The sequence below is a fragment of the Paraburkholderia sp. RHO2 genome, assembly GCF_050955445.1.
GTDB classification, from domain to species: domain Bacteria; phylum Actinomycetota; class Actinomycetes; order Mycobacteriales; family Mycobacteriaceae; genus Prescottella; species Prescottella agglutinans_A.
This window is the reverse complement of record NZ_CP162617.1, coordinates 4,972,197-4,993,183: the sequence shown is the minus strand read 5'-3', so window position 1 is coordinate 4,993,183 and position 20,987 is coordinate 4,972,197. Positions and strand designations below refer to the sequence as shown.

At 68.5% G+C, this 20,987-nt stretch carries 18 protein-coding genes; 12 read left to right on the top strand and 6 right to left on the bottom strand.

Features of this window, described 5'->3' with window-relative positions; translation table 11 throughout:
• Positions 1-28 precede the first annotated feature (28 nt).
• Positions 29-1,594 carry an MFS transporter gene (locus ABTV10_RS23180; RefSeq protein ID WP_499030850.1) on the bottom strand — a complete coding sequence of 522 codons (1,566 nt, stop codon included), beginning with the start codon at positions 1,592-1,594 and terminating at the stop codon, positions 29-31.
• A gap of 73 nt (positions 1,595-1,667) precedes the next feature.
• Between ABTV10_RS23180 and ABTV10_RS23175 the strand changes: the two genes are divergently transcribed.
• Positions 1,668-2,387, top strand: a complete 720-nt coding sequence (locus ABTV10_RS23175) for a TetR family transcriptional regulator (protein ID WP_499030848.1) — start codon at positions 1,668-1,670, stop codon at positions 2,385-2,387.
• Between the two features lie 66 nt (positions 2,388-2,453).
• Here the strand turns inward: ABTV10_RS23175 and ABTV10_RS23170 are convergent, their stop codons facing one another.
• Positions 2,454-2,870, bottom strand: a complete 417-nt coding sequence (locus ABTV10_RS23170) for a hypothetical protein (protein WP_499030846.1) — start codon at positions 2,868-2,870, stop codon at positions 2,454-2,456.
• Between the two features lie 143 nt (positions 2,871-3,013).
• On the opposite strand from ABTV10_RS23170, the gene ABTV10_RS23165 reads away from it, so the two are divergent.
• Positions 3,014-3,778, top strand: a complete 765-nt coding sequence (locus ABTV10_RS23165; protein ID WP_499030844.1) for a DUF6319 family protein — start codon at positions 3,014-3,016, stop codon at positions 3,776-3,778.
• Between the two features lie 151 nt (positions 3,779-3,929).
• A complete protein-coding gene (locus ABTV10_RS23160) occupies positions 3,930-4,619 on the top strand; it encodes a S1 family peptidase (RefSeq protein ID WP_499030842.1) in 690 nt (229 codons plus the stop codon).
• Positions 4,620-4,643: 24 nt separating this feature from the next.
• On the opposite strand, the gene ilvD is transcribed toward ABTV10_RS23160, so the two are convergent.
• Positions 4,644-6,350, bottom strand: a complete 1,707-nt coding sequence (gene ilvD / locus ABTV10_RS23155; RefSeq protein WP_433607969.1) for a dihydroxy-acid dehydratase — start codon at positions 6,348-6,350, stop codon at positions 4,644-4,646.
• A gap of 466 nt (positions 6,351-6,816) precedes the next feature.
• On the bottom strand, positions 6,817-8,421 hold the full coding sequence (locus ABTV10_RS23150) for an ABC transporter substrate-binding protein (RefSeq protein ID WP_499030839.1): 1,605 nt from the start codon (positions 8,419-8,421) through the stop codon (positions 6,817-6,819).
• Positions 8,422-8,936: 515 nt separating this feature from the next.
• Here ABTV10_RS23150 and ABTV10_RS23145 point away from each other — a divergent pair.
• From ABTV10_RS23145 to ABTV10_RS23110, 8 genes are all read left to right on the top strand, one after another.
• On the top strand, positions 8,937-9,287 hold the full coding sequence (locus ABTV10_RS23145) for a GntR family transcriptional regulator (RefSeq protein ID WP_499030837.1): 351 nt from the start codon (positions 8,937-8,939) through the stop codon (positions 9,285-9,287).
• Between the two features lie 332 nt (positions 9,288-9,619).
• Entirely contained in the window at positions 9,620-10,210 is a 591-nt protein-coding gene (locus ABTV10_RS23140; RefSeq protein WP_499030834.1) for an amidohydrolase family protein, read from the top strand.
• Positions 10,207-11,817, top strand: coding sequence for an ABC transporter substrate-binding protein (locus ABTV10_RS23135; protein WP_499030832.1), 1,611 nt, complete (start codon positions 10,207-10,209; stop codon positions 11,815-11,817). Before ABTV10_RS23140 ends, ABTV10_RS23135 begins: the two co-directional genes overlap by 4 nt.
• Before the next feature lie 66 nt (positions 11,818-11,883).
• Positions 11,884-12,837 (top strand): ABC transporter permease, encoded by a 954-nt coding sequence (locus tag ABTV10_RS23130; protein WP_499030829.1) that lies wholly within the window; start codon positions 11,884-11,886, stop codon positions 12,835-12,837.
• Positions 12,830-13,936, top strand: coding sequence for an ABC transporter permease (locus tag ABTV10_RS23125; protein WP_433607957.1), 1,107 nt, complete (start codon positions 12,830-12,832; stop codon positions 13,934-13,936). The genes ABTV10_RS23130 and ABTV10_RS23125 overlap by 8 nt, the downstream gene beginning before the upstream one ends.
• The gene (locus ABTV10_RS23120) at positions 13,933-15,006 is read left to right on the top strand and encodes an ABC transporter ATP-binding protein (protein WP_433607955.1); all 1,074 of its coding nucleotides are present in this window, start codon (positions 13,933-13,935) and stop codon (positions 15,004-15,006) included. Before ABTV10_RS23125 ends, ABTV10_RS23120 begins: the two co-directional genes overlap by 4 nt.
• Positions 15,006-15,995 (top strand): ABC transporter ATP-binding protein, encoded by a 990-nt coding sequence (locus tag ABTV10_RS23115; RefSeq protein WP_499030824.1) that lies wholly within the window; start codon positions 15,006-15,008, stop codon positions 15,993-15,995. The genes ABTV10_RS23120 and ABTV10_RS23115 overlap by 1 nt, the downstream gene beginning before the upstream one ends.
• A gap of 99 nt (positions 15,996-16,094) precedes the next feature.
• Positions 16,095-17,513, top strand: a complete 1,419-nt coding sequence (locus ABTV10_RS23110) for an amidase (RefSeq protein WP_499030822.1) — start codon at positions 16,095-16,097, stop codon at positions 17,511-17,513.
• Positions 17,514-17,520: 7 nt separating this feature from the next.
• Here the strand turns inward: ABTV10_RS23110 and ABTV10_RS23105 are convergent, their stop codons facing one another.
• Positions 17,521-18,984, bottom strand: a complete 1,464-nt coding sequence (locus tag ABTV10_RS23105; protein WP_499030819.1) for an MFS transporter — start codon at positions 18,982-18,984, stop codon at positions 17,521-17,523.
• Positions 18,981-20,234 carry an acyl-CoA dehydrogenase family protein gene (locus ABTV10_RS23100; protein ID WP_499030816.1) on the bottom strand — a complete coding sequence of 418 codons (1,254 nt, stop codon included), beginning with the start codon at positions 20,232-20,234 and terminating at the stop codon, positions 18,981-18,983. The genes ABTV10_RS23105 and ABTV10_RS23100 overlap by 4 nt, the downstream gene beginning before the upstream one ends.
• Positions 20,235-20,463: 229 nt before the next feature.
• Here ABTV10_RS23100 and ABTV10_RS23095 point away from each other — a divergent pair, with 229 nt between their 5' ends.
• Entirely contained in the window at positions 20,464-20,979 is a 516-nt protein-coding gene (locus ABTV10_RS23095) for a WKL family lipoprotein (protein WP_433607945.1), read from the top strand.
• Positions 20,980-20,987: the final 8 nt, after the last annotated feature.

Below are 20,987 nucleotides of genomic sequence, written 5' to 3'. Positions count from 1 at the left end.
CCGCCGTGACCGAGGGCAACCGGCCGGCTCAGTCGACGTCGGCGAGTTCCTCGGTGTCGGGCGCCTCGGTGAGCGACGCGATGCCGCGACCACCGGGTGCCCAGACGCCCAGGACGACGGCGGTGACGAGCATGACGCCGGCGAGCACCGTCGAGGCCTCCTGCATGCCCTGGAGGAAGGATTCCTTGGCGAACTCGGCGAGCTGCTGTCCCTGCGGCCCGGCCAGTTCCGACACCTCGAGGGCCGCGGCGAGGGAGTCGCCGACGGGCTGCTTGGCCGGTTCGGGAACGGCGTCGACCGCGGGTTGGATGTGCCGCCCGTAGCCGGCGGCGAGCACGCTGCCGGCGAGGGCGACGCCGATCGCGGCGCCGATCTCCCGGGTGGCGTCGTTGACCGCGGACGCGACTCCCTGCTTGGCGGTCGGGGTGTTCTGGACGATCGCGGTGGTGGCCGGGGCGGTGCACAGTCCGAGCCCGACGGCGGCGATGACCAGGGGCACGGCGACGTCGCGGTAGGAGCTGTCGGCGTCGAGTTGGCCGAGCAGCGCGAGCGACACCCCCAGCACCGCGAGTCCGACGAAGGTGAGAACCCGCAGCCCGAACAGCGGAATCAGCCACGGCGCCGCCATCGACAGCGCGAGGACCACCACGGCGATCGGTGCGAGCGCCAGTGCGGACTGCAGCGGCGAGTAGCCCAACACGAGCTGCAGGTGCTGGACGATGAGGAAGAACAGACCGAACGTCGCGAGGAACTGGAGCGTCAGCGACGCCGCGCCGACACCGAAGGATCGGTTACCGAAGAGCCGGACGTCCAGCAGCGGATGCTCGGTGCGGGTCTCGACGACCGCGAACACCGCCCCGGCGGCCACACCGCCGACGATCGCGGCCAGCACCCACGGGTCGAGCCAACCGCGTTGCGGGGCTTCGATGATGCCGAGCACGAACAGGCCGATGGATCCGGCGCTCAGCACCGCGCCGCGGGCGTCGAAGGGATGGGAGTGGTCGTCGCGCGAGGACGGGATGGTGAAGGCCAGCGCGAGGAGCACGGCCGACGCCATTGCCAGGCCGATGAAGATCGCGTGCCACGACCACTTCTCCAGCAGCAACCCGGACCCGATCAGCCCGGCGATGCCGCCCGAGCCGGCCACACCCGACCAGATGCCGACGGCCTTGGCGCGCTGTGCAGCGGGGAAACTCGCGGTGAGGATCGACAGCGTCGCCGGCATGACGAACGCGGCGCCGACCCCCGCGACGGCGCGCGCGGCGATGATCCACGTCGGTGTGTCGAGGACGATCGGTGATGCCGCGGCGAGCCCGAAGACCAGCAGGCCGAACACGAGCACCCCGCGCCGGCCGTAGCGGTCCCCGAGCGCGCCGGACGGCAGCAGCAGGCACGCGAGGGCCAGCGTGTAGCCGTCGACGATCCACGTCAGCTGCGACTGGGTGGCGCCGGTGTCGCGGGCGATGTCGGCGAGCGCGGTGTTGAGCGCGGCCATCGCGGCCACGACCAGCGCGACCGCGGCGCACGATACGGTGAGTGTCCAGATCTGGCCCCAGGTCAACCGGTCGGTGTTTCCGGTGCGCTCTCCAGCCATGCGGGCCTCCCCGTGGGAAACAAGACTGCCAGTATCGTAGGTGAACTGACGGTTCCACAAGAGGTGGTGACGGATGGTTACCGATGGCAGGCACGAGGCGGCCGCCGAGCAGGACCCCCGGAAGGCACGGTCGCGGGCGCGGTTGCTCGACGCCGCGACGACCCTGCTCGCGAAGGGCGGCACCGAGGCGGTCACCATCGACGCCGTCACCAAGCTCGCGAAGGTGGCTCGCGCAACGCTGTATCGGCATTTCGACAGTGGCACCGAGTTGGTGGCCGCGGCGTTCGGGAAGCTCGTGTCACCGGCCCCCGAGGTGCCCGTCTCCGGTGACCTGCGCGGACAGCTGATCGAGCTGCTCACCGTCCAGGCTCGGATGATCGAGGACGCGCCGATGCACGTCACCGCGCTGTGCTGGTTGGGGATGGGACCCGCGCTCGACAACTACTCGAGCGCGTCGGATCTCGAGTCCGGCGACCGCGGCGGCCGCGACCGGCCCGAGCTCAGATCGCTGCGGGAACACGTCGTCGTGCAGTATCGGGCGGCGTTCGACCGCGTCCTCGGCACGGACGAAGCGCGGGCCCTGCTCGGCGAATTCGACTACGACCTCGCGCTGGCGCAACTGGTGGGGCCGCTCGTCTTCACCCGGTTGGCGACCCTGGCGCCGCTCGGTCCGGACGCGTGCGTGCGGATCGTCGACGACTTCCTGGCAGCGCGATCCGCGGACCGCGCGCGGGGCGGCGCCGAGGCGATCGAAGACCGGACAGCGGTGGAGACCGACGGTACGGTGGCCTGAGTCGGGGAGCGAGCGTTGTCACGAGGGAGGGGCGCACGATGATCACGAATGCACTCAACTGGATTCTCAATGTGGTCGGTTCCGGTTCGGCCGGCAGCAGCGGATACCAGATTCCCCAGGGCAGCCTGCCGAACGGCAGTTGATTCGCTCAGGCGTCCGTCCCGGGGCCGGGCCGCAGCGCGAACGCGCACAGTCGGTTGTAGCCGCGGACCCGGAGCGGGCGGCGATGTTCACCACCAGGCCCGGGTCCGTGCGGGTGGCCTCCTGCAGCGCGAGGGCGATGCGTGCGGCGTCCGCGGCGTGCTCGGCCGCGAACATCACCTCGTCGACGCGGATCCGCCGGGTGAGGCTCGTATAGCCGACCATGTCGGCGAATCCCACGGCGACGGTCCGGTGGGTGGTGTCCTCGCCGACGCTGCCGGCCCGCCGCGCGGTGGCCGCGGCGAGATGTCGCCAGGCGCGACATCGATCGCGAGGCCCCATTCCGAATCGACCGCCCGAGAGGAACCGGTAGGTCTGTTCTCGAGGATGTTTGTACCACCTCATGGCCCGCGACGGCTGTCGGAGGGCTGTGGAAAAGTAGCCGGTACAAGAATTTTCTGTAGGTATTCAGGAGGAACTTCATCATGCCGCCCCGCAGCCGCTCCGGTGTGCCGGATCACCTCACCACGGAGAACCTCGAAACGCTGGCTGCGGCCGTGGCCGAGGGTAAGCGCGCCACCGTGTATCTGCGCGAGGCCACGCCCAGTCTCGGGATCGAGGCGGGTTGTTCGGCGAAAGTCGTTTCGGTGGAAGGGAATACGGTCGTCATTCGCCCCAAGGGGGTCAACGACGAGTTGCCGTTCGAAGCCGAGGAACTGCGCATGACGCGCAAGGCGCCCGAGCCGGCCAAGCCCGCCCGGTCCGCCGCGTCGACGCCGGCGCCGCGCAAGTCCGCGCCTGCACCCGCTCCCACACCGCGGACCGTTTCGTCCGCGCCGGCACCCACCCCGACACCGGCGCCGGTCGCGTCCAAGCTGCCGGCCGCGCCCAAGCCCGCCGCCGCTCCGGCACCGACCGCGGCCTCGGCGCCCACCCCGTCGGCGCCGGCGTCGTCGCCGCGTCGTGCGAAGAAGCCTCAGGGCGGGGTGAGCGTCACGATCCATGCCGGCCCGGAAAACGAGTGGACGGTCACCGTCGCGCACGGCGCCAAGCGTCCGAGCAAGGCCGTTCCCGTCACCCCGGACGCGGTCGATCGCGCGATGCGTGAACTCGGGGAGCCCGGTGCCGTCGAGGCGGTCCAATCGGTCATTTCCGCTGCTCGGGAGGCCGCGGAACAGCGAATTGCCGCATTGTCGAAGGAACTCGAGGACGCGCGCCGGACGCTCGAAGCGCTGGGCGCGACGTCCTAGTCGGCGATTAGGTGACGATCGGGTCAAGGCAGCCCGAGGGCTGACTTCCGGGTGGGAAGGTTGCCGATAGAGTGTCCCGCCGCCTCGAAGGCATGAGCCTCGAGGAGTGCAGGCAGTGCGTTGCGCAGGCATGTGGGCGGTGATCGACCGAATGGCACATTCACAGCGCCAACCGGAGGGCGACATGCTCAAGCGACTTTCCTTGATCTTCGCGGCACTGGCGGTCATCGCCGCCACCCTCGGAATAGGTACCGCCACCGCCGCGCCGCCGAAGGCGGTCCTCGGTGGCGGGTCCGGGATCGTGATCGACAACATGTACGAGTGCACGCTGACCACAATCGGGCACGACAACGCCGGACGACTCGTCGGCATCACCGCTGGGCATTGCGGTCAGGTCGGCTCGACGGTCGTCCCCGAGGCCATGCCCGACGCGGGTGTCGTGGGGCAGTTCGCGGTGTCCAACCGGGACTACGACTACGCGGTCATCGAGTTCGATCCTGCGAAGGTCACGCCGGTCAACACGATCGGGGAAGTCACGATCACCGGCATCGGGAGCCCCGCACAGTTCCCGGCGGTCGCCTGCAAGCAGGGCCGCACCACCGGACACACGTGCGGCGTCGTCTATGGGGACGTGCTCCAGTCGCAGGAGACGTGGACGCAGATGTGCGTCATCGAGGGCGACTCGGGATCCCCGGTCGTCGTCGGAACCACGCTGGTCGCCATGGTCAACGCCTATCTCGGGGTGGCGTGCCTCGGGCCGGAGCTCGGCACGAACATGGTCTCGATCATCAACGACATCAATGCGACCGGCGGGGTGGGGGCCGGCTACCGACCGATCTGATCCGGCCTCCGGGGCGTCGGCGGCTCAGCCGCACACGGCGCCGACGGAGGCGGACCCGACGAGCTTGGTGTACTTGGCCAGGACGCCGCGCGTGTAGCGCGGAGGCAGGGGCTCCCATCCGCTGCGGCGGGTGGCGAGCTCCTTCTCGTCGACCACCAGATCGAGGACGCCGTGCGCGACGTCGAGCCGGATCCGGTCGCCGTCGCGCACGAACGCGATGGGCCCGGCGTCCACCGCCTCCGGCGCGACATGCCCGACGCACAGGCCGGTGGTGCCGCCGGAGAACCGCCCGTCGGTCAACAGCAGCACGTCCTTGCCGAGTCCGGCGCCCTTGATCGCGGCGGTGATCGCCAGCATCTCCCGCATGCCCGGTCCGCCCTTGGGGCCCTCGTAGCGGATCACGACGACGTCGCCTGCCGTGATGGTGCCGTCCTCGAGGGCGTCCATCGCGGCGCGTTCGCGATCGAAGACCCGTGCGGTGCCCTCGAACACGGACGAATCGAACCCCGCGGACTTGACCACTGCACCGTCGGGTGCGAGTGACCCCTTCAGGATCGTGATGCCCCCGGTCGGGTGGATCGGGGACGTCAGTGCCCGCAGCACCTTCCCGTCCGGGTCGGGTGGTGCGATCTCGGCGAGGTTCTCGGCGAGGGTGCGGCCGGTGACGGTGAGGCAGTCGCCGTGCAGCAGGCCGGCGTCGAGCAGCGCCTTCATGATCACCGGCACGCCGCCGATGCGGTCGACGTCGATCATGACGTGCCGGCCGAACGGTTTGACGTCCGCCAGGTGGGGGACGCGGGCACCGACGCGGGCGAAGTCGTCGAGCGTGAGCGGCACCTCGGCCTCGTGCGCGATCGCGAGCAGGTGGAGCACCGCGTTGGTGGAGCCGCCGAACGCCATGACGACCGCGATCGCGTTCTCGAACGCCTCCTTGGTGAGGATGTCGGCGGTGGTGATCCCGCGGCGCAGCAGCTCCACGACGGCGTGACCGCTGCGCCGGGCGTAGCCGTCCCGCCGGCGGTCGGTGGCGGGGGGAGCGGCGCTGCCGGGCAGCGACATTCCCAGCGCCTCCGCCGCGCACGCCATCGTGTTCGCGGTGTACATGCCACCGCACGCGCCCTCCCCGGGGCAGATGGCCCGTTCGATCGCCTCGACGTCGTCGCGGCTCATCAGTCCGCGCGAGCACGCGCCGACGGCCTCGAACGCGTCGATGATCGTGACTTCCTTCTCGGTGCCGTCGGACAGCTTCGCGATGCCGGGCAGAATCGACCCGGCGTAGAGGAACACGCTCGCGAGGTTCAGGCGAGCGGCCGCCATGAGCATCCCGGGCAGCGACTTGTCGCACCCGGCCAACAGGACCGAACCGTCGAGCCGTTCGGCCTGCATCACCGTCTCGACGCTGTCGGCGATCACCTCCCGGGACACGAGCGAGAAGTGCATGCCCTCGTGCCCCATCGAGATGCCGTCGGAGACGGAGATGGTGCCGAACTCGAGCGGATACCCGCCGGCCGCGAACACCCCGTCCTTGCACGCGCCCGCCAGCCGGTCGAGGGACAGATTGCACGGGGTGATCTCGTTCCACGACGACCCGATGCCGATCTGCGGTTTGTCCCAGTCGTCGTCGCCCATGCCGACCGCCCGCAGCATCCCGCGGGCGGCGGTCTTTTCGAGCCCGTCCGTGACGTCTCGACTGCGCGGCTTGATGTCCGGTGTGTTCTGCGAGGTGGTCACGGCGCTGCTCCCAACGATCGATCGTCACGGATGGCGTGCTCTGGTCCATGTAACCACCGCGCCGGACGGACGTCAGGCGAGTTCGGACGTCGTGGTGAAGCCGCGGTCGCCGTCGGCCGAGATCTGCGCGCACAGGTTGCGGTACGGCGGGGCGCACTGCGGAGCCATCTGTGACGCCAGCTTCCCCACCGCGCTCCTGACGCTCTGGGGTCGGGATCGTCAGGGCGACGGCCGATTCCCCGTCGAGTAGCTGGGAAGCGGCACACCGCCGACACCGCCACCGGATACGTCGCGACCGTCGTGGCCGGTGAGGTGGTCTTCGAGAACGGCGAGCACACGGGCGCCCTGCCCGGCCGTCTGGTTCGGGGAGCGCGGCCCGCTCCGGCCAGGACGGCCTGAGCTGTCCCGAATGGGGAAGTCCCCGTCACTGTCGAGTGACGGGGACTTCCTTCGTGCGCAGGTGGGATCAGTTCTTCTTGAATGCCTTGTCGAACAGAATGATTCCGTCGACGGTCGGGTTGGCTCGGTACACGTTGTCCGACCACGCGACGTAGTTGACACCGGCGCCCCACGACAGGAAGGGCTGGTCGTTGTTCACCAGCTTCTGGATGTCGACGATCGCGGCGCGCTTGGCGGTGTCGTCCGGGGCCGAGAGCACCTTGCCGAGCAGCTCGTCCATCTGCAGGCTCTTGTAGCTCAGGATGTTGTTCGTCGACGTGCTGGACAGCGAGCTGAACAACCGGATCTCGGGCGCGACGTCCGAGATGCTGTAGGCGCTGTAGCTCATGTCGTAGTTGCGATCGATGTAGAGCCGCTTGACCATGTCCGTGATGCTGCTGGTGGTCTCCAGCGAGACGTCGAAGCCGACGGCGTTCATCTGGGCCTGGACGGCGAGGGCCAACTGCTGTGCATCCGGGTCGTTGACGCCGACGTAGGTGATCTTGCCGTTGAAGCCGTCGGCCTTGGCCTGCTCGACCAGCTCCTTGGCCTTCGCGGCGTCCGGGGTGATCCCGGTGGTGTCGCCGAACCATTCCGACCAGGGCTGGAACATGTCGGTACCCGGCATGCCCTCGCCGCCGCGCACCCGCTGGTTCAGGACCTCGGGATCGACTGCGTAGGCGATCGCCTGGCGCACACGCGGATCCGCCGCCGGACGCCCAGGTGCTTCGTTGAGCTGGCCGACCATCGACATGCTCACGGTTTCGATGTAGCCGGGGTACTCGGCCTTGGCGGCGTTCACCGTCTGGGCGTTGCGGAGATAGATCATGTCGACGCCGTCGGTCTTCAGGGCGTCGATCTTGGGCTGCTCACCGGCGATGGCGACGAACTTCAGACCGTCGAGGTTCGGTGCGCCACCCCAGTAGTCCGGGCGGGCCTTGAGCTGGAGTTCCTGCTGCGGCTGCAGGCTGACGACCGTGAACGGTCCGGCCCCGATCGGGGTGAACTTGTCGCCCTGCTGGGACGCCGGCGCAACGATCATGCCGTGCCCGTAGGCCAGCATCGCGGGGAACGTGCGCCACGGCTGCTTCAGCGTGAAGACGATCGTCGACGGATCCTGCGCCACCGTGCTCTGCACCATCTGGGTGTACACCTGAGAATTCGCGCCGCGCCGCTGGTTGTACCGATTGATGCTCGCTACCACGGCGTCCGCGTCGAGCGCCGAGCCGTCGCTGAACGTCACGCCGTCCCGGAGTTTCAAGGTCCAGGTCAGGTGATCGGCGCTCTCCTCGAACGACTTCGCCAGCTGCGGCTGGAAGCTCTGCGACCCGGTGTCGTAGCGGATCAGCACGTCGTACACCGCCGCCATCTCGGTGCCGCCGGTCGCGCCGGCCGGCTGCGTCACCGCCGGGTCGAGACTGGTCACCGGCGCGTACGACGCGAAGCTCAGCGTGCCGCCGGACACCGGCGTACCGCCGTCGCCCTGGCCGCCCAGGATGCCGTACGCCGTCGTCGTCGGGCCGGACGAGCCGTCCTGGCTGTCACCTTCGGCGTCGGCGCAGCCGGCGAGAGCGAGGGCACCGACTGCGACCATCGCCAGCATCCGGCCGACCCTGCTCGAATACTTACTCATGAAGCAACCTCCACGGTTCGGGGTTGGCGCCCGCGCTGTCGGTACGGGCTGAATTGCGCGTCTGCCTGATCGAGTTGATTTCTCGGGCCCCGGCAGGGCCGAGCGCCCGGTCGCCGAGTGCTGACGGCCCGGCGCTCACCGCCATTCGGTCCGTTGCAGAATCGGACTCTAACCGGCCCGACTGCTGTCCACAAGGACCCGGACGGTTCAGTGATTCCACACTGTCGCAGAGATATTCGGCCGGGGACCGAAGGTGGGGGTCGGCCCCGAGTCGGAGGGCTCGGACTGTCGAACGGTTGACCGGCTCGATCCGCACGAAATGCTTGTGGAAATGAGAAATGCGTCCTAGATTGTCGGGACGCAGGTTTGTACAGACAAAGTTCCCAGTCGCGTTTTCGCAGGTCGCCAACTCTATCGGGCGGACACGTGCGGCGACGACGACCGGCGCGATCTTTCGATGTACAGGAAGGGCGCGCGTTACCCGTCTCCGGAGATGTGCGGACAGCCCCTGGGCGGTGACGGATCCGCAGCACGTGATCCTCGCTCAGGAACTGATCGCACGGATCAAGGCGGGCGAGTTCCGGATCGGGGACAGGCTGCCCACCGAGCTCGATCTGTGCGAGAGCCGCTCGCTGGCTCGGGGTACGGTGCGGCAGGCGCTGGCTTTCGTCACCGGCCGAGCCGAGATGCTGGCGTTTGTGCAGCGCAGGAGGATTCGAGATCCCGCGAGCGATGTCGTTGCAGCAGACGCCGATCTGGCTGGGGGTCTCGGTGTTCCCGTCGACGGCGAGTGGTACCGCGTGTCGGGTGCGTGTGAGCTGCGCGGATCGTTGGACGCACCGGTCTGCTGGAGTGAGTTGTTCTGAAGGCCGAGCCGCCTCACCGGCGGATGTCGTCCCATCCACGACCGCTGATGCACTCGGTGCCGAAAGTGGCAGTGCAACACTGATTGTCGTCCATAGGCACTTCAGTTCGAGTGACGTCCTGGGAGGCGGTGGGGGTGCACACGCACCCGGCCGGCCGGTATCGCGTCGCCACCTCGGTCGGGTCGTCGATTGCTCCGATCTGGCCTTCCTGCAAGCTCGCCGGCCCGGTCGAAAAGCTACTGGGCAGTACTTTCGCCTCGAACACTGACATGAATTCTATTGTGAGCTAACCTCTTCGAATCACCGTGTGACGCACATCTCAGGAGGGGCGCGTGGGCGACCGTTCGACAGCCGATCCGCTTCCGGACGGGCAGCCTCCCGACCGGATCTACCCTGGCGGCGTCGTGCGGGCCATGGCGTCCGGCGGTCTCGCAACCGCCTTCGCAGTCGATGACGGACGATTCGTCGCAGTGGGATCGGATGCGGTGATCGGGTCCCTCGCGGGCCGCCCTGTCGTAGTGCGGCCCCTGTCCGGGCACGGCGTGTACGCCAAATCCATCGTCATGCATTCCAAGGGAATCGACCGCAACACAATGGATCCCGAAGGCGGCGTGATCGTCCGCGACGCTGCGGGGGACCCGACCGGGGAGTTCCGTGCGATCCCGGCCATGCGCTTGGTGGTCGATCCCAGCGAGACGATGCCCGCAGCCGGAGAACTCGACGACTCGCTGCGTCGTGCACTGGCACGAATGGCATCCGTCGGGGTCACGAGCTTTCTCGGGGTCGACCCGGTCACGTGTGATCCGCCGGCGATCAAGGACATCGAGGTACTCGCGACCGTCGTCGGCGGCCGCGTCGTATACGCGGCCGACCGGGCCCCCGGCTCGGCACTCGACGGATCTCACGAAGGAAGGTGCGCATGAAGCGATCGTCACTTGCCCGTATCGGAACGCTCTTCACCGCGTTGACCGCCGCAACTGTGTTGGTGGCCGGGTGCGCGGGCGGTTCGGGTTCGGCCACCGATGCCTCCGATGTCACGACGGGGCTGGTCGGTGAGCAGTCCGACGGTGGTGATCCGACGTCGGGCGGGACGCTGTCGTACGCGACGTACAACGGTGTGAGCAGCCTGGATCCGGCGGACCGCCAGGACGGCGGTGCGACCGGTGGCAGCGAGATGGCCTCGATCTACGACCTGCTGATGCGCTACGACCCCGAAACGAAGCAGTACCAGCCGCAGTTGGCGCAGTCGCTGACGGCGAACGGCGACAACACCGTCTGGACGCTGAAGCTGCGTGACGGTGTGAAGTTCAGCGACGGCACCCCGGTCGACGCGGCTGCGGTCCAGTGGAGCATCAACCACTACCTGGAGAAGAAGGGCACCCACACGCAGGTGTGGAAGGCGTCGGTGGCCGATGTCCAGGCACCCGACGCGGCGACGGTGGTCTTCACGCTGAAGCAGCCGTGGAACGAGTTCCCGATCCTGTTCACCACCGGCCCGGGAATGATCGTGGCACCGTCGTCGATGGCGAGTGGCAAGTTCACCGCGGTGGGCGCCGGCCCGTTCACGGTCGAGAAGTTCGCGTCGCAGGACGAACTGGTGCTCGCCGCGAACCCCGGGTACTGGAACGGGAAGCCGCACCTGGACAAGCTGCGGTTCCCGGCGATCGTGAGCGAGCAGGCCAAGCTCGACGCCCTGCACACCGGTGGTATCCAGGCCGCGTACCTGCGTAATGCCGAAGTGGTGCACAACGCGCTCGAGGCCGGCGACGTCGGTTACGTCTACACCACGAGCATGGGCGGGGTCGGCAACATCAACCAGCGTGAGGGCCGGGCGGCGTCCGACGAGCGCGTGCGCAAGGCGATCGTGGCGGCGTTCAACCCGGAGACCTTCAACCAGCGCGTCGAGGGCGGCTTCGGCATGCCCAGCAGCGACATGTTCCAGTCGTGGTCGCAGTGGCACGGTGACGTCGCCGGTACGGGCTACGACCCGGAGGCCGCGAAGAAGTACCTCGCCGAGGCCAAGGCCGACGGCTACGACGGCAAGCTCACGTACGTCGGCCTGAACGATCCCGCGACCCAGCAGAGCGCGCTCACGTTCCAGTCGATGCTGCAGGCAGTCGGGTTCACCGTCGACATCGTCTACACCACGAGCATCAACGATCTGGTCAAGACGATGTACGTGCAGCACGACTACGACATCGGATACGCGGGCTTCAACATCCTCGAGGAGTCCCCGTTCGTGCGCATGTACGGCAACTTCTACAGCGAGTCGACATCGAACGTCCTCGGCTACAAGAACCCCGAGATGGACGCGCTGCTCGGCAAGCTGCAGACCGCCCCGAACGACGACGCCCGCCGCCAGGTCCTCGAGGACGTCCAGACCCTCGTCAACGAGACGAACCCGGTGGTCGTCGTCAGCGCCGGCAAGTACTTCATCCCGTGGAGCGCGAATGCGCACGGCATCACTCCCAGCGCGGACGGGATCATGCTCTTCGGAAATGCCTGGCTCGCTCCGGATTCCGCGTCCTGACATCGGCTCCGGGGCAACAGTCGGAACTCGGACACCCCATGAACACAGGAAGGAGGCGATGATGCGATGGCGCGAACAGTGATCGACAAGGTGATCGAACTGGTCGTGGTGCTCTTCATCGTCAGTCTCGGCACGTTCGCCCTCGTATCGTTCATTCCGGGTGATCCGTCGGTCGCGATTCTCGGTGAGGGGCATGCGCCCGAGGACTATGCGCGGGTGCGTGCGGAGATGGGGCTCGACGATCCGTTCCCGACGCGGTACTGGAACTGGCTGTCGGGGGCGCTGCAGGGCGATCTCGGCAATTCGATGGTCCCGCCGCAGGGGCCGGTGACCGACAGCATCAGCGCTGCGCTCCCGGTCAGTCTCCAGCTGGCGGTGATGGGTCTGTTCATCGCGATCGCCGTTGCGGTGCCGCTGGCCTTGTACTCGGCCCGGCACCAGGGTGGGTGGATCGACCGGGCGATCGGTGCGGGCACGTTCGCTGTGCTGTCGATCCCGAGTTTCCTGTCGGGTCTGCTGCTGATCATGGTGATGGTCAACTACCTGGGGTGGTTCCCGCGGTCGCAGTGGGTTCGGATCTCGGACAGCCTGTCGCAGAACCTGTATCACGCGATTCTGCCGGCGATCGCGATCAGCCTGCTGGAGATGGCGATGTTCATCCGCATCCTGCGCAGCGACCTGGTGACGACGCTGCGCGAGAACTTCATTCTGGTGGCGAAGGCGAAGGGCATGTCGAACGCCCGGCTGCTGCTGAGCGACGCGCTGCGGCCGTCGTCGTTCTCGTTGATCACGATGCTCGGCATCGTGCTCGGCTCGATGATCGGCAGCACCGTCATCGTCGAGACGCTGTTCTCGCTGCCGGGCATGGGATCGCTGATCGTGCGCGCGGCGCAGCAGGGTGACATGCCGATGGTGCAGGGCGCGGTGTTGGTGATCGCGGTCATCTACGTCGTCGCCAACGGTGTCATCGACATTTCCTACGGATACCTCGACCCCAGGAGCAGGCGGGCCCATGTCTGAGACGACTACCGACGACATCGAGATGCCGGCCATCACGGGCCGGGTGCTCGACGAGTCGGATCCGGAGACCATTGTCGACCCGTCGGATGCGGCGGAGCGGCGAAACCTGTACCGCGCCGGGACGGTCCTCACCGTCGTGGGTGTGATCGCGGCCGGTGTCGGCTTGGCTCCCATGCTGGTCATGGGGGCGCGGGTGGTGGTCTTCCTGATCGGCCTCGTCGCGCTGTACATGGGCGTGCGCCGGTTGGGGTTGGCCCGCTTCGGGTCGGATTTCGATCTGACGTTCATCCTGTCCTGCGGGTGGCTGGTGGTGCTGATCACGGCGGCGGTGCTGGCGCCGCTGCTGCCGCTGGCCGAGCACCAGGACACCACCAAGACTCTGAGTGCGAAGAGTTACGCCGAGCCGAGTCTGTTCTCGTCGCATCCTTTGGGCACCAACAACTTCGGTCTCGACATGCTCGCGCGCTCCATCTACGGCGCCCGCTCATCGCTGATCGTCGCGGTCGCGGCGGTGCTGATCGGCATGATCGTCGGCGGTGCGATCGGCATCCTGGCCGGATACTTCGGCGGCAAGATCGACCGGATCATCGGCGTGCTCACCAATTCACTGCTGGCGGTGCCCGCACTGATCCTGCTGATCGCGCTGGCCTCGGTGCTCGAACCGAACCTGCGCAATATCTCGCTCGCGCTCGCCATCCTGGCGATACCGTCCATGGTCCGCATCGCCAGGGCGAACACACTGGTGTTCTCCCAACGTGAATTCGTCCTTGCCGCAAGGGCTATGGGCGCCACCAGGTGGCGGGTGATGCTGCGGGAGATCGCGCCCAACGTCGCGCTGCCGCTCGCGTCGCTGGGCATGGTGATGATCTCGGTGATGATCGTCGCGGAGGCGTCGCTGAGCTTCCTCGGGCTCGGCATCCAGCAGCCGTCACCGACGTGGGGCAACATGATCTCCGAGGGTCAGGGCAACGTCTTCGCCCAGCACCCGTACATCGTGCTGGTGCCCGGCCTGTTCCTGTTCCTGACGGTGTTCTCGTTCAACATGGTCGGCGAGAAGGCCCAGAAACGCACCGGTGGCACCCGGGAGGTGGAGCTGTGAGCAGCAACGAACCACTGTTGACGGTGGACGGGGTGTCCACCCGGTTCCGCACCAAGCGGGGGCAACTCCGGGCGGTCGAGCAGGTCACGCTGTCGCTCGACGCCGGCGAGACCCTCGGCCTGGTCGGCGAATCCGGATCCGGGAAATCCGTTCTGGGACAGACCATCATGGGACTGGTATCCAGCGGCGGCGGCGCGACGGTCACCGGCCGGGTGCGGTTCATGGGCCGCGACATGCAGGCGCTGACCCGCAAGGAGCAGCAGCAGATGTGGGGTAAGGACATCGCGATGGTGTTCCAGGACCCGATGTCGGCGCTCAACCCGTTCAAGCGGATCGGCACCCACATCACCGAATCGCTGCGCGCGCATCTGGGTTTGGACAAGACCCAGGCCCGCGAGCGCGCGATCGAGCTGTTGCGCAAGGTCCGGATCCCGGAGCCGACGCGCCGGATCGACCAGTACCCGCACGAGCTGTCGGGCGGCATGCGTCAACGTGTGGTGATCGCGATGGCACTGGCCTGCGACCCGAAACTGACCATCGCGGACGAGCCGACCACCGCCCTCGACGTCACGGTGCAGAAGCAGATCCTCGAGCTGCTCGAGTCGCTGCGCACCGAGCTGGGCATGGCCGGCATCCTCGTCAGCCACGATCTCGGAGTCGTTGCCGGACAGACCGATCGGGTCGCGGTGATGTATGCGGGGCGGATCGTCGAGACCGCACCGACCCGGCAGCTCTTCACGAGCCCCCGACACCCCTACACCGAGGCGCTGCTCGCCGCGGTCCCCCGGCTCGAGCAGCAGCCGCACACCCGACTCGAATCCATCGACGGTGGTCTGCCCGACATGACGACACCGCCCCAGGGGTGCGCGTTCGCGTCCCGGTGCACATACGCGCAGCCCCAGTGCCGGGAGACCGCGCCGGTCCTGACGGCCGACCCGGACACCGTCGGAGCCCGGCATCCGCACGAGGTGGCGTGTCACTTCCCGCGCGGCGGCGCCGGAGTCGCCGACCTCGGCATGCCGGCCGCCGCGGGCACAAACGATCGCGAATTGGAAGTGGAGAGCATCTGATGGCCGGAAGTGGAGTCGCGCACCTGCGCCCAGACGAGGGGCCCGTGCTCACGGCCCGGAACCTCGTCGTCGAGTTCCCGGCGGGGCGGGGTCAGACGGTGCACGCGGTGTCGAATATCAGCTTCGACCTGATGCCGGGTGAGACGCTCGGGATCGTCGGCGAATCCGGCTGCGGCAAGTCCACCGCCGGCCGGGCGGTGCTGCAGCTGCCGCCGCCGAAGTCCGGCAGCGTGGAAATCGACGGCGTCGAATTGACGACGCTCAGTGCGTCTGCGCTGCGCAAGATCCGGGCGCAGATGCAGATGATCATGCAGGACCCGATCTCGTCACTGAACCCGCGCCGCAAGGTCAAGCACCTGGTGACCGAGGGACCGCGGATGTGGGGTCAGCGGGGCACCGAAGGCCTCGAAACTCGCGCGCGTGAACTCCTCCAGGCGGTCGGTCTCGACCCCGAGATGGTGTGGGAGCGGCTGCCCGGTGAGTTGTCCGGCGGTCAGTGCCAGCGCGTGTGCATCGCCCGCGCCATGATGCTCGAACCGAAGGTCCTCATCTGCGACGAACCGGTGTCCAGCCTGGACGTGTCGGTCCAGGCCCAGATCCTCAACCTGCTCGAGCAGACCAAGGCCGAGTTCGAACTCACGATGATCTTCATCGCCCACAACATGGCCGTCGTCAAGAACATCAGCGACCGGGTGATGGTCATGTACCTGGGCAAGGTCTGCGAGATCGCCCCCAGCCGCGACATGGAACACGAGGCACGACACCCCTATTCACGGCTGCTGCTGGCCTCGATCCCCGACCCCGATGTGCATCGCGGCGAGACCGAGGCGACGCCGCAGATCGAGGGCGACCTCCCGTCCCCGCTCGATCCGCCGTCCGGGTGCCGATTCCGCACCCGCTGCCCACTCGCGACCGACCGCTGCACGGAAGACGAACCGCTGCTGCGGGAGATCGACGACAACCACTACGTGGCATGCCACAACGTCTGACACACATCCCCGCGTTTTGCGCACTTGTCGCTGGAAATCCGGTGCCGGGGGGAGCGATAAGTGCGCAAAACGCGGTCGGGTGGGAGGGATAGGAAGTCGATGGAGAGTTTGTTCGACGAACAGGACATGACCGGACTCGCGGCATCCATCGCGCGCGGCGATGTGTCGGCGCGCGAGGTGGTGGAGTTTGCGCTGCACCGGCTCGAGGAACGCAACCCGGCCGTCAATGCGGTGATTGCCGACCGTGCGGACGCGGCACTCACCGAGGTCGACGCGGGCCTGCCGGACGGTCCGCTGCGCGGAATCCCGTTCCTGATCAAGGATCTGCACGCCGATGTCGCGGGGATGCCGACCACGAACGGTTCACGCATGTTCGCGGGCCGCGTCGCCGAGCGGGACACCGAACTGGTCTCCCGCTACCGGCGGGCCGGCCTCGTGATCATCGGCAAGACCAACACCCCCGAGTTCGGCCAGAACGCGAGCACCGAGCCGGTCCTGTTCGGGCCGACGCGCAACCCGCGCCGCCTCACACACGGTGTGGGCGGGTCGTCGGGTGGCTCGGCCGCGGCGGTGGCGGTGGGGATCACGCCCGCCGCACACGCGAGCGACGGGGGCGGTTCGATCCGAATCCCGGCCTCCGCGAACGGCCTCGTCGGTCTCAAGCCGTCCCGGGGCCGGATGCCGTCGGGTGCGCCGCTCGCCGGACCGCTGTCGGTGGAACACGCGGTGACCCGCAGTGTCCGGGACACCGCGCTGCTGCTGGATCTCACGTCCGGTCCCGCGGTGGGCGCACCGTTCGGCATCGCACCGCCCGCGCGTCCGTACGTCGAGGAGGTGGGTGCCGACCCCGGCACGCTGCGCATCGGCATCACCACCATCATGCCGAACGGCGAACCGGTGCATCCGGACTGCGCGACGGTCGCATCGAACGTCGGGGTGATGCTCGAGAAGCTCGGTCACACCGTCGAAACCGCCGCACCGACGTTCCACCCGGAGGCGCTCGCGGCGGCGATGCAATACCTGATGGCCGCGCCGATGACGGTGGAGATCGACCAGCGCCTCGCCGAACTCGGACGCGACCTTCGCGACGACGACCTCGAGACAATGGTCAGGGTGCAGTACGAGCGCTGCAAGTCGCAGTCCGTCGCCGACCTGTCCTCGGCCTACTCGGCCCTCGAGCTGACTGCGCGGGCGATCGGCCGGTTCTTCACTGAGTACGACCTGCTGCTCACGCCCACGCTGGGCAGTCCGACACCGCCGCTGGGCCTGCTCGACGCGATGGATCTCGAGGCCATGTGGAAGCACGCCGGCGTCTACGGTGCGTTGACGGGTCCGTTCAACAGTGGTGGCCAGCCCGCCATTTCGCTTCCGCTGGGCGAGGATTCGACCGGCATGCCGCTCGGTGCCCAGCTGGTTGCCGCGCACGGACGCGAGGATCTGCTGATCCGGGTCTCGTCGCAGATCGAGGCGGCGTACCCGTGGAGCACGCCTCCGGCGTGGCCGGCCGTCGCCGGCTGAGTCCGCGTCAGTGTGCCGGGGGTTGGACGGCGGGCGCGGTGACGTCGCAGTGCGGTTGGCACGCGACGTTCTCGCCCACCGGCACCTCCGCGGGGGCCTCGGCCACGGCGTGCCTGGGAATCATCATTGCGGAGATCAGCGCACCGACAATCAGCAGACCCGCGCAGATGAGCATCGCGATCCGGAAACCGGAGGCGAATGCCGTGGGGTCCGACAGGGCGTCGGCGCCGATCCCGGCCAGTGCGGGCAACGCGGCGACCGCGAGCAGCTGGCTGGTCCGCGCCACCGCGTTGTTGACGCCCGACGCGATCCCGGCCTGGTCCGAGGACACGGACCCGAGTACGGCGGTGGTCAGCGGCGCGACCAGCGCGGACAGTCCGAGCCCGAACACCAGGACGGCGGGCAGGACCTGCGTCGGATAGGACGCGTCGGGGCCGATCCGCAGCATCAGGAGCAGTCCGCCGGCGGCGAGCAGCGGACCGACGGTCATCGGTATCCGCGGCCCGTGGACCTGAGCCCAGCGTCCCGCCCGCGACGACAGCAGCAGCATCAGGATCGTGATCGGCAGCGATGCGAGCCCCGCGGCCAGCGGCGAGTAGCCGGACACGATCTGCAGTTGCAGCAGCAGCAGGAAGAACACGCCGCCGAGGGCCGCGTACACCGCGAGCGTCACCAGGTTGGCGGCCACGAACACCCGCGACGCGAACAGGGAGCTCGGTACCAGCGCGTACCGCGAGCGTCGCTCGACGACGACGAACGCGGCCATGGCCGCGACGCCGGCCACGACCGCCCACACCTCCTGCTCGATCAGGCCGTACGTCAGTGCACCCAACGCGACGGCCGCGAGCACCGACCCGGGGAAGTCGAGCCGCTCGGGTGGATGCGGATCCCGGGTCTCGGGCACGTGCCGGGCCGACACCCACACCACCGCGGCGGCGAGGGGCAGGTTGATCAGGAACACCGAGCGCCAGCCGGCGACCTCGACGAGCCAGCCGCCGAGCAGCGGACCGACGGCGGCCGCCACCCCGCCCAGCCCGGACCACAGGCCGATCGCCGCCCCCTGATCGTCGTCGTCGAACGACGCGGAGATGATCGCCAGGCTCCCCGGTGTCAGCAGCGCTGCCCCCACGCCCTGCAGCAGGCGAGCCCCCACGAGGGTGGCCACGTCGGGAGCGAGCGCGCAGAGGCCGGACGCTGTCGCGAACCACACTGTTCCCCAGACGAATACGCGTCGTCGTCCCAGGCGGTCGCCGAGAGCGCCGCCGAGCAGGATCAGTGACGCGAGGGTGAGCGTGTAACCGCTGAGCACCCACTGCAGTCCCGCGACCTCGGCGCCCAGGTCGTCGCCGATGCGGGGCAGCGCCACATTGACGACGGTGCCGTCGAGCATCGCCAGGGACGAGCCGAGGACGGTCGCCGCCACGACCCACCGGCCCCGTGCGGATTTCAGGTGGAGCGCCGGGGCGGTCATGTCGTCGTGATGGTGGCGAGGGGGTCGTACTCGGGGGCGCGGAGGAGCTGGTGGAGTTGGCGGCGGCGGACTCCGAGATTTCCGCCGTCGAAGATGGGCAGGGCGAGGGCGTCCTGCAGGAGTCGGCCGAGGGGGTTGTCGGTGTCGTAGCTTTCGATGCCCACGACACGCATCAGGTCGGTGACGACGGTGACGGCAGTTTCCGAGCCGAAGATCTTCGCTTGCACGGCCAGTTCCAGGGCCGCGGGTTCGAGGGCGTCGAGGGCGTGGCAGGCACGGTAGCTGAGCCAGCGCGCGGCCTCGATCGCGGTCTTGGCGTCGGCGAGTGCATAGCCGACCGCTTGGTAGTCGACGATGGGGTGCGGGCCGGCGCGGTGTTCGCGCCGTGCGAAGTCGAGCGCGTACCCGAAAGCGTGGCGCATGAGTCCGACCCCGAAGATTCCGACCAGCGCAGCGCTGGCGGCGAAGCTGCCTTCGACGAGTGCCTTGCCGACGCCGACGGCACCGACGACGTTGCCGACGGGTACCCGGACGTCGTCGAAGGCGAAGGTGGGGGCGAGGTGCGCCCGGTGGCCGATCATGTCGATCGCCCCGTGGTCGACGAACCCGTCGGCGCCACCGGGTACCAGCAGCACCGACAGGGCCCGGTCCGCCGGGGTGGCGGGATCCTCGTCGGTCCGGCAGACGACGGTCAGGACGTCCGCGCCGTTGCCGTCCCATCCGGTGGCGCTCGAGACCCAGCGCTTCTCGCCGTTGATCACCCATTCGTCACCATCGAGACGGGCCGTGGTGCGCACCCCTTCCGCCGGTGCGGGAGCATCGAAGTTGGCGCTTCCGCCCGGTTCGCTGTGGCACAGGGCTGCCAGCGGGGCTCCTTCGCCGGAAAGGAAGAGCGGCAAGGTTTTTCGGGTGTGCTCGGGATTGCCGGCGAGGGCGATCGGCAGCAGTCCGAGGAGCGAACCGAGCGCGGTGAGCGCGACGCTGGCGTCGCCGGCGTAGAGCTCCTCAGCGATGATCGCCGCGTCGACCAGCCCGTTGCCCTCGCCACCCACCGCGGCGGGAATGAGCTTGCGGAGGAGGCCTTCCGCGACCAGTTGCTCGTAGGCCGGGCGGGTGGCCCGGAACCGTTCTCCGGGCGTCGGCAGGTGGCGGGTCCGCTCGGCCACATTGTCCAGGATCCGGCGTGCTTGTTCCCGAGTGGCTGCTTGCAGGGCGCTCTGGGCTTCGGTGAAAGTGAAGTCGATTGCCACGGGGGACTCCCTTCTCCGCCCCGGCTCGGCCGAGGGCCAACGGTGACCCGATGCCAGGATATCCCCGCTCGTCGGACGGGCCGTCCGGGTTGCGGCATCTGTCCAGAGACCGGCTGACGCGAGCGAATCGTGTGGGGATTGTGAGAGTGCTCCTGGATCGCCGCATTCGGGGCTTGTGCCGGGATACCGTGCCCCGATCGAATGGACGAACGAACGATGGGGGAGTGGCATGTTCTCGACGCGTGGTGGGGCGAAGCGGAATCGGCGGATGGCGGCGATGGCGGTGATGTGCGGTGCTGTATTCGCCACCGCAGCGTGCTCCGACGGCGAAGGTGAGGAGTTGCCGACGCGCCCGCCGAGCACGTCCACCACGACTGCGCCGTCGCAGCCGCCCATCCCGGCACCGACAACCGCGGAACTGAACGCGAGCCTGCTGCGGGCGTTCGACGAGACCGTCCCGGCCGCCGACAAGGTCACTCTCGTCCAGGGCGCGGAGGCGGATCCTCAGCTGATCGACCAGGTGGTCGCGGCGGCGAAGGCGAACAAGGCGTCCGCTCAGGTGACGGACGTGACCGACCTCGGTGACGGCAGGGTGGCCGCGACCGTGGTCATGACGCTCGACGGCCAGCCGGTCCCGGAGAGCATCGTCAACTTCGTCGCCGAGGACGGGGTGTGGAAGCTCTCGAAGGACAACGCCTGCGGGATCGTCAGCATGGCGGGACTCACCTCGCCGACGTGTGCGTGAGGAACGAG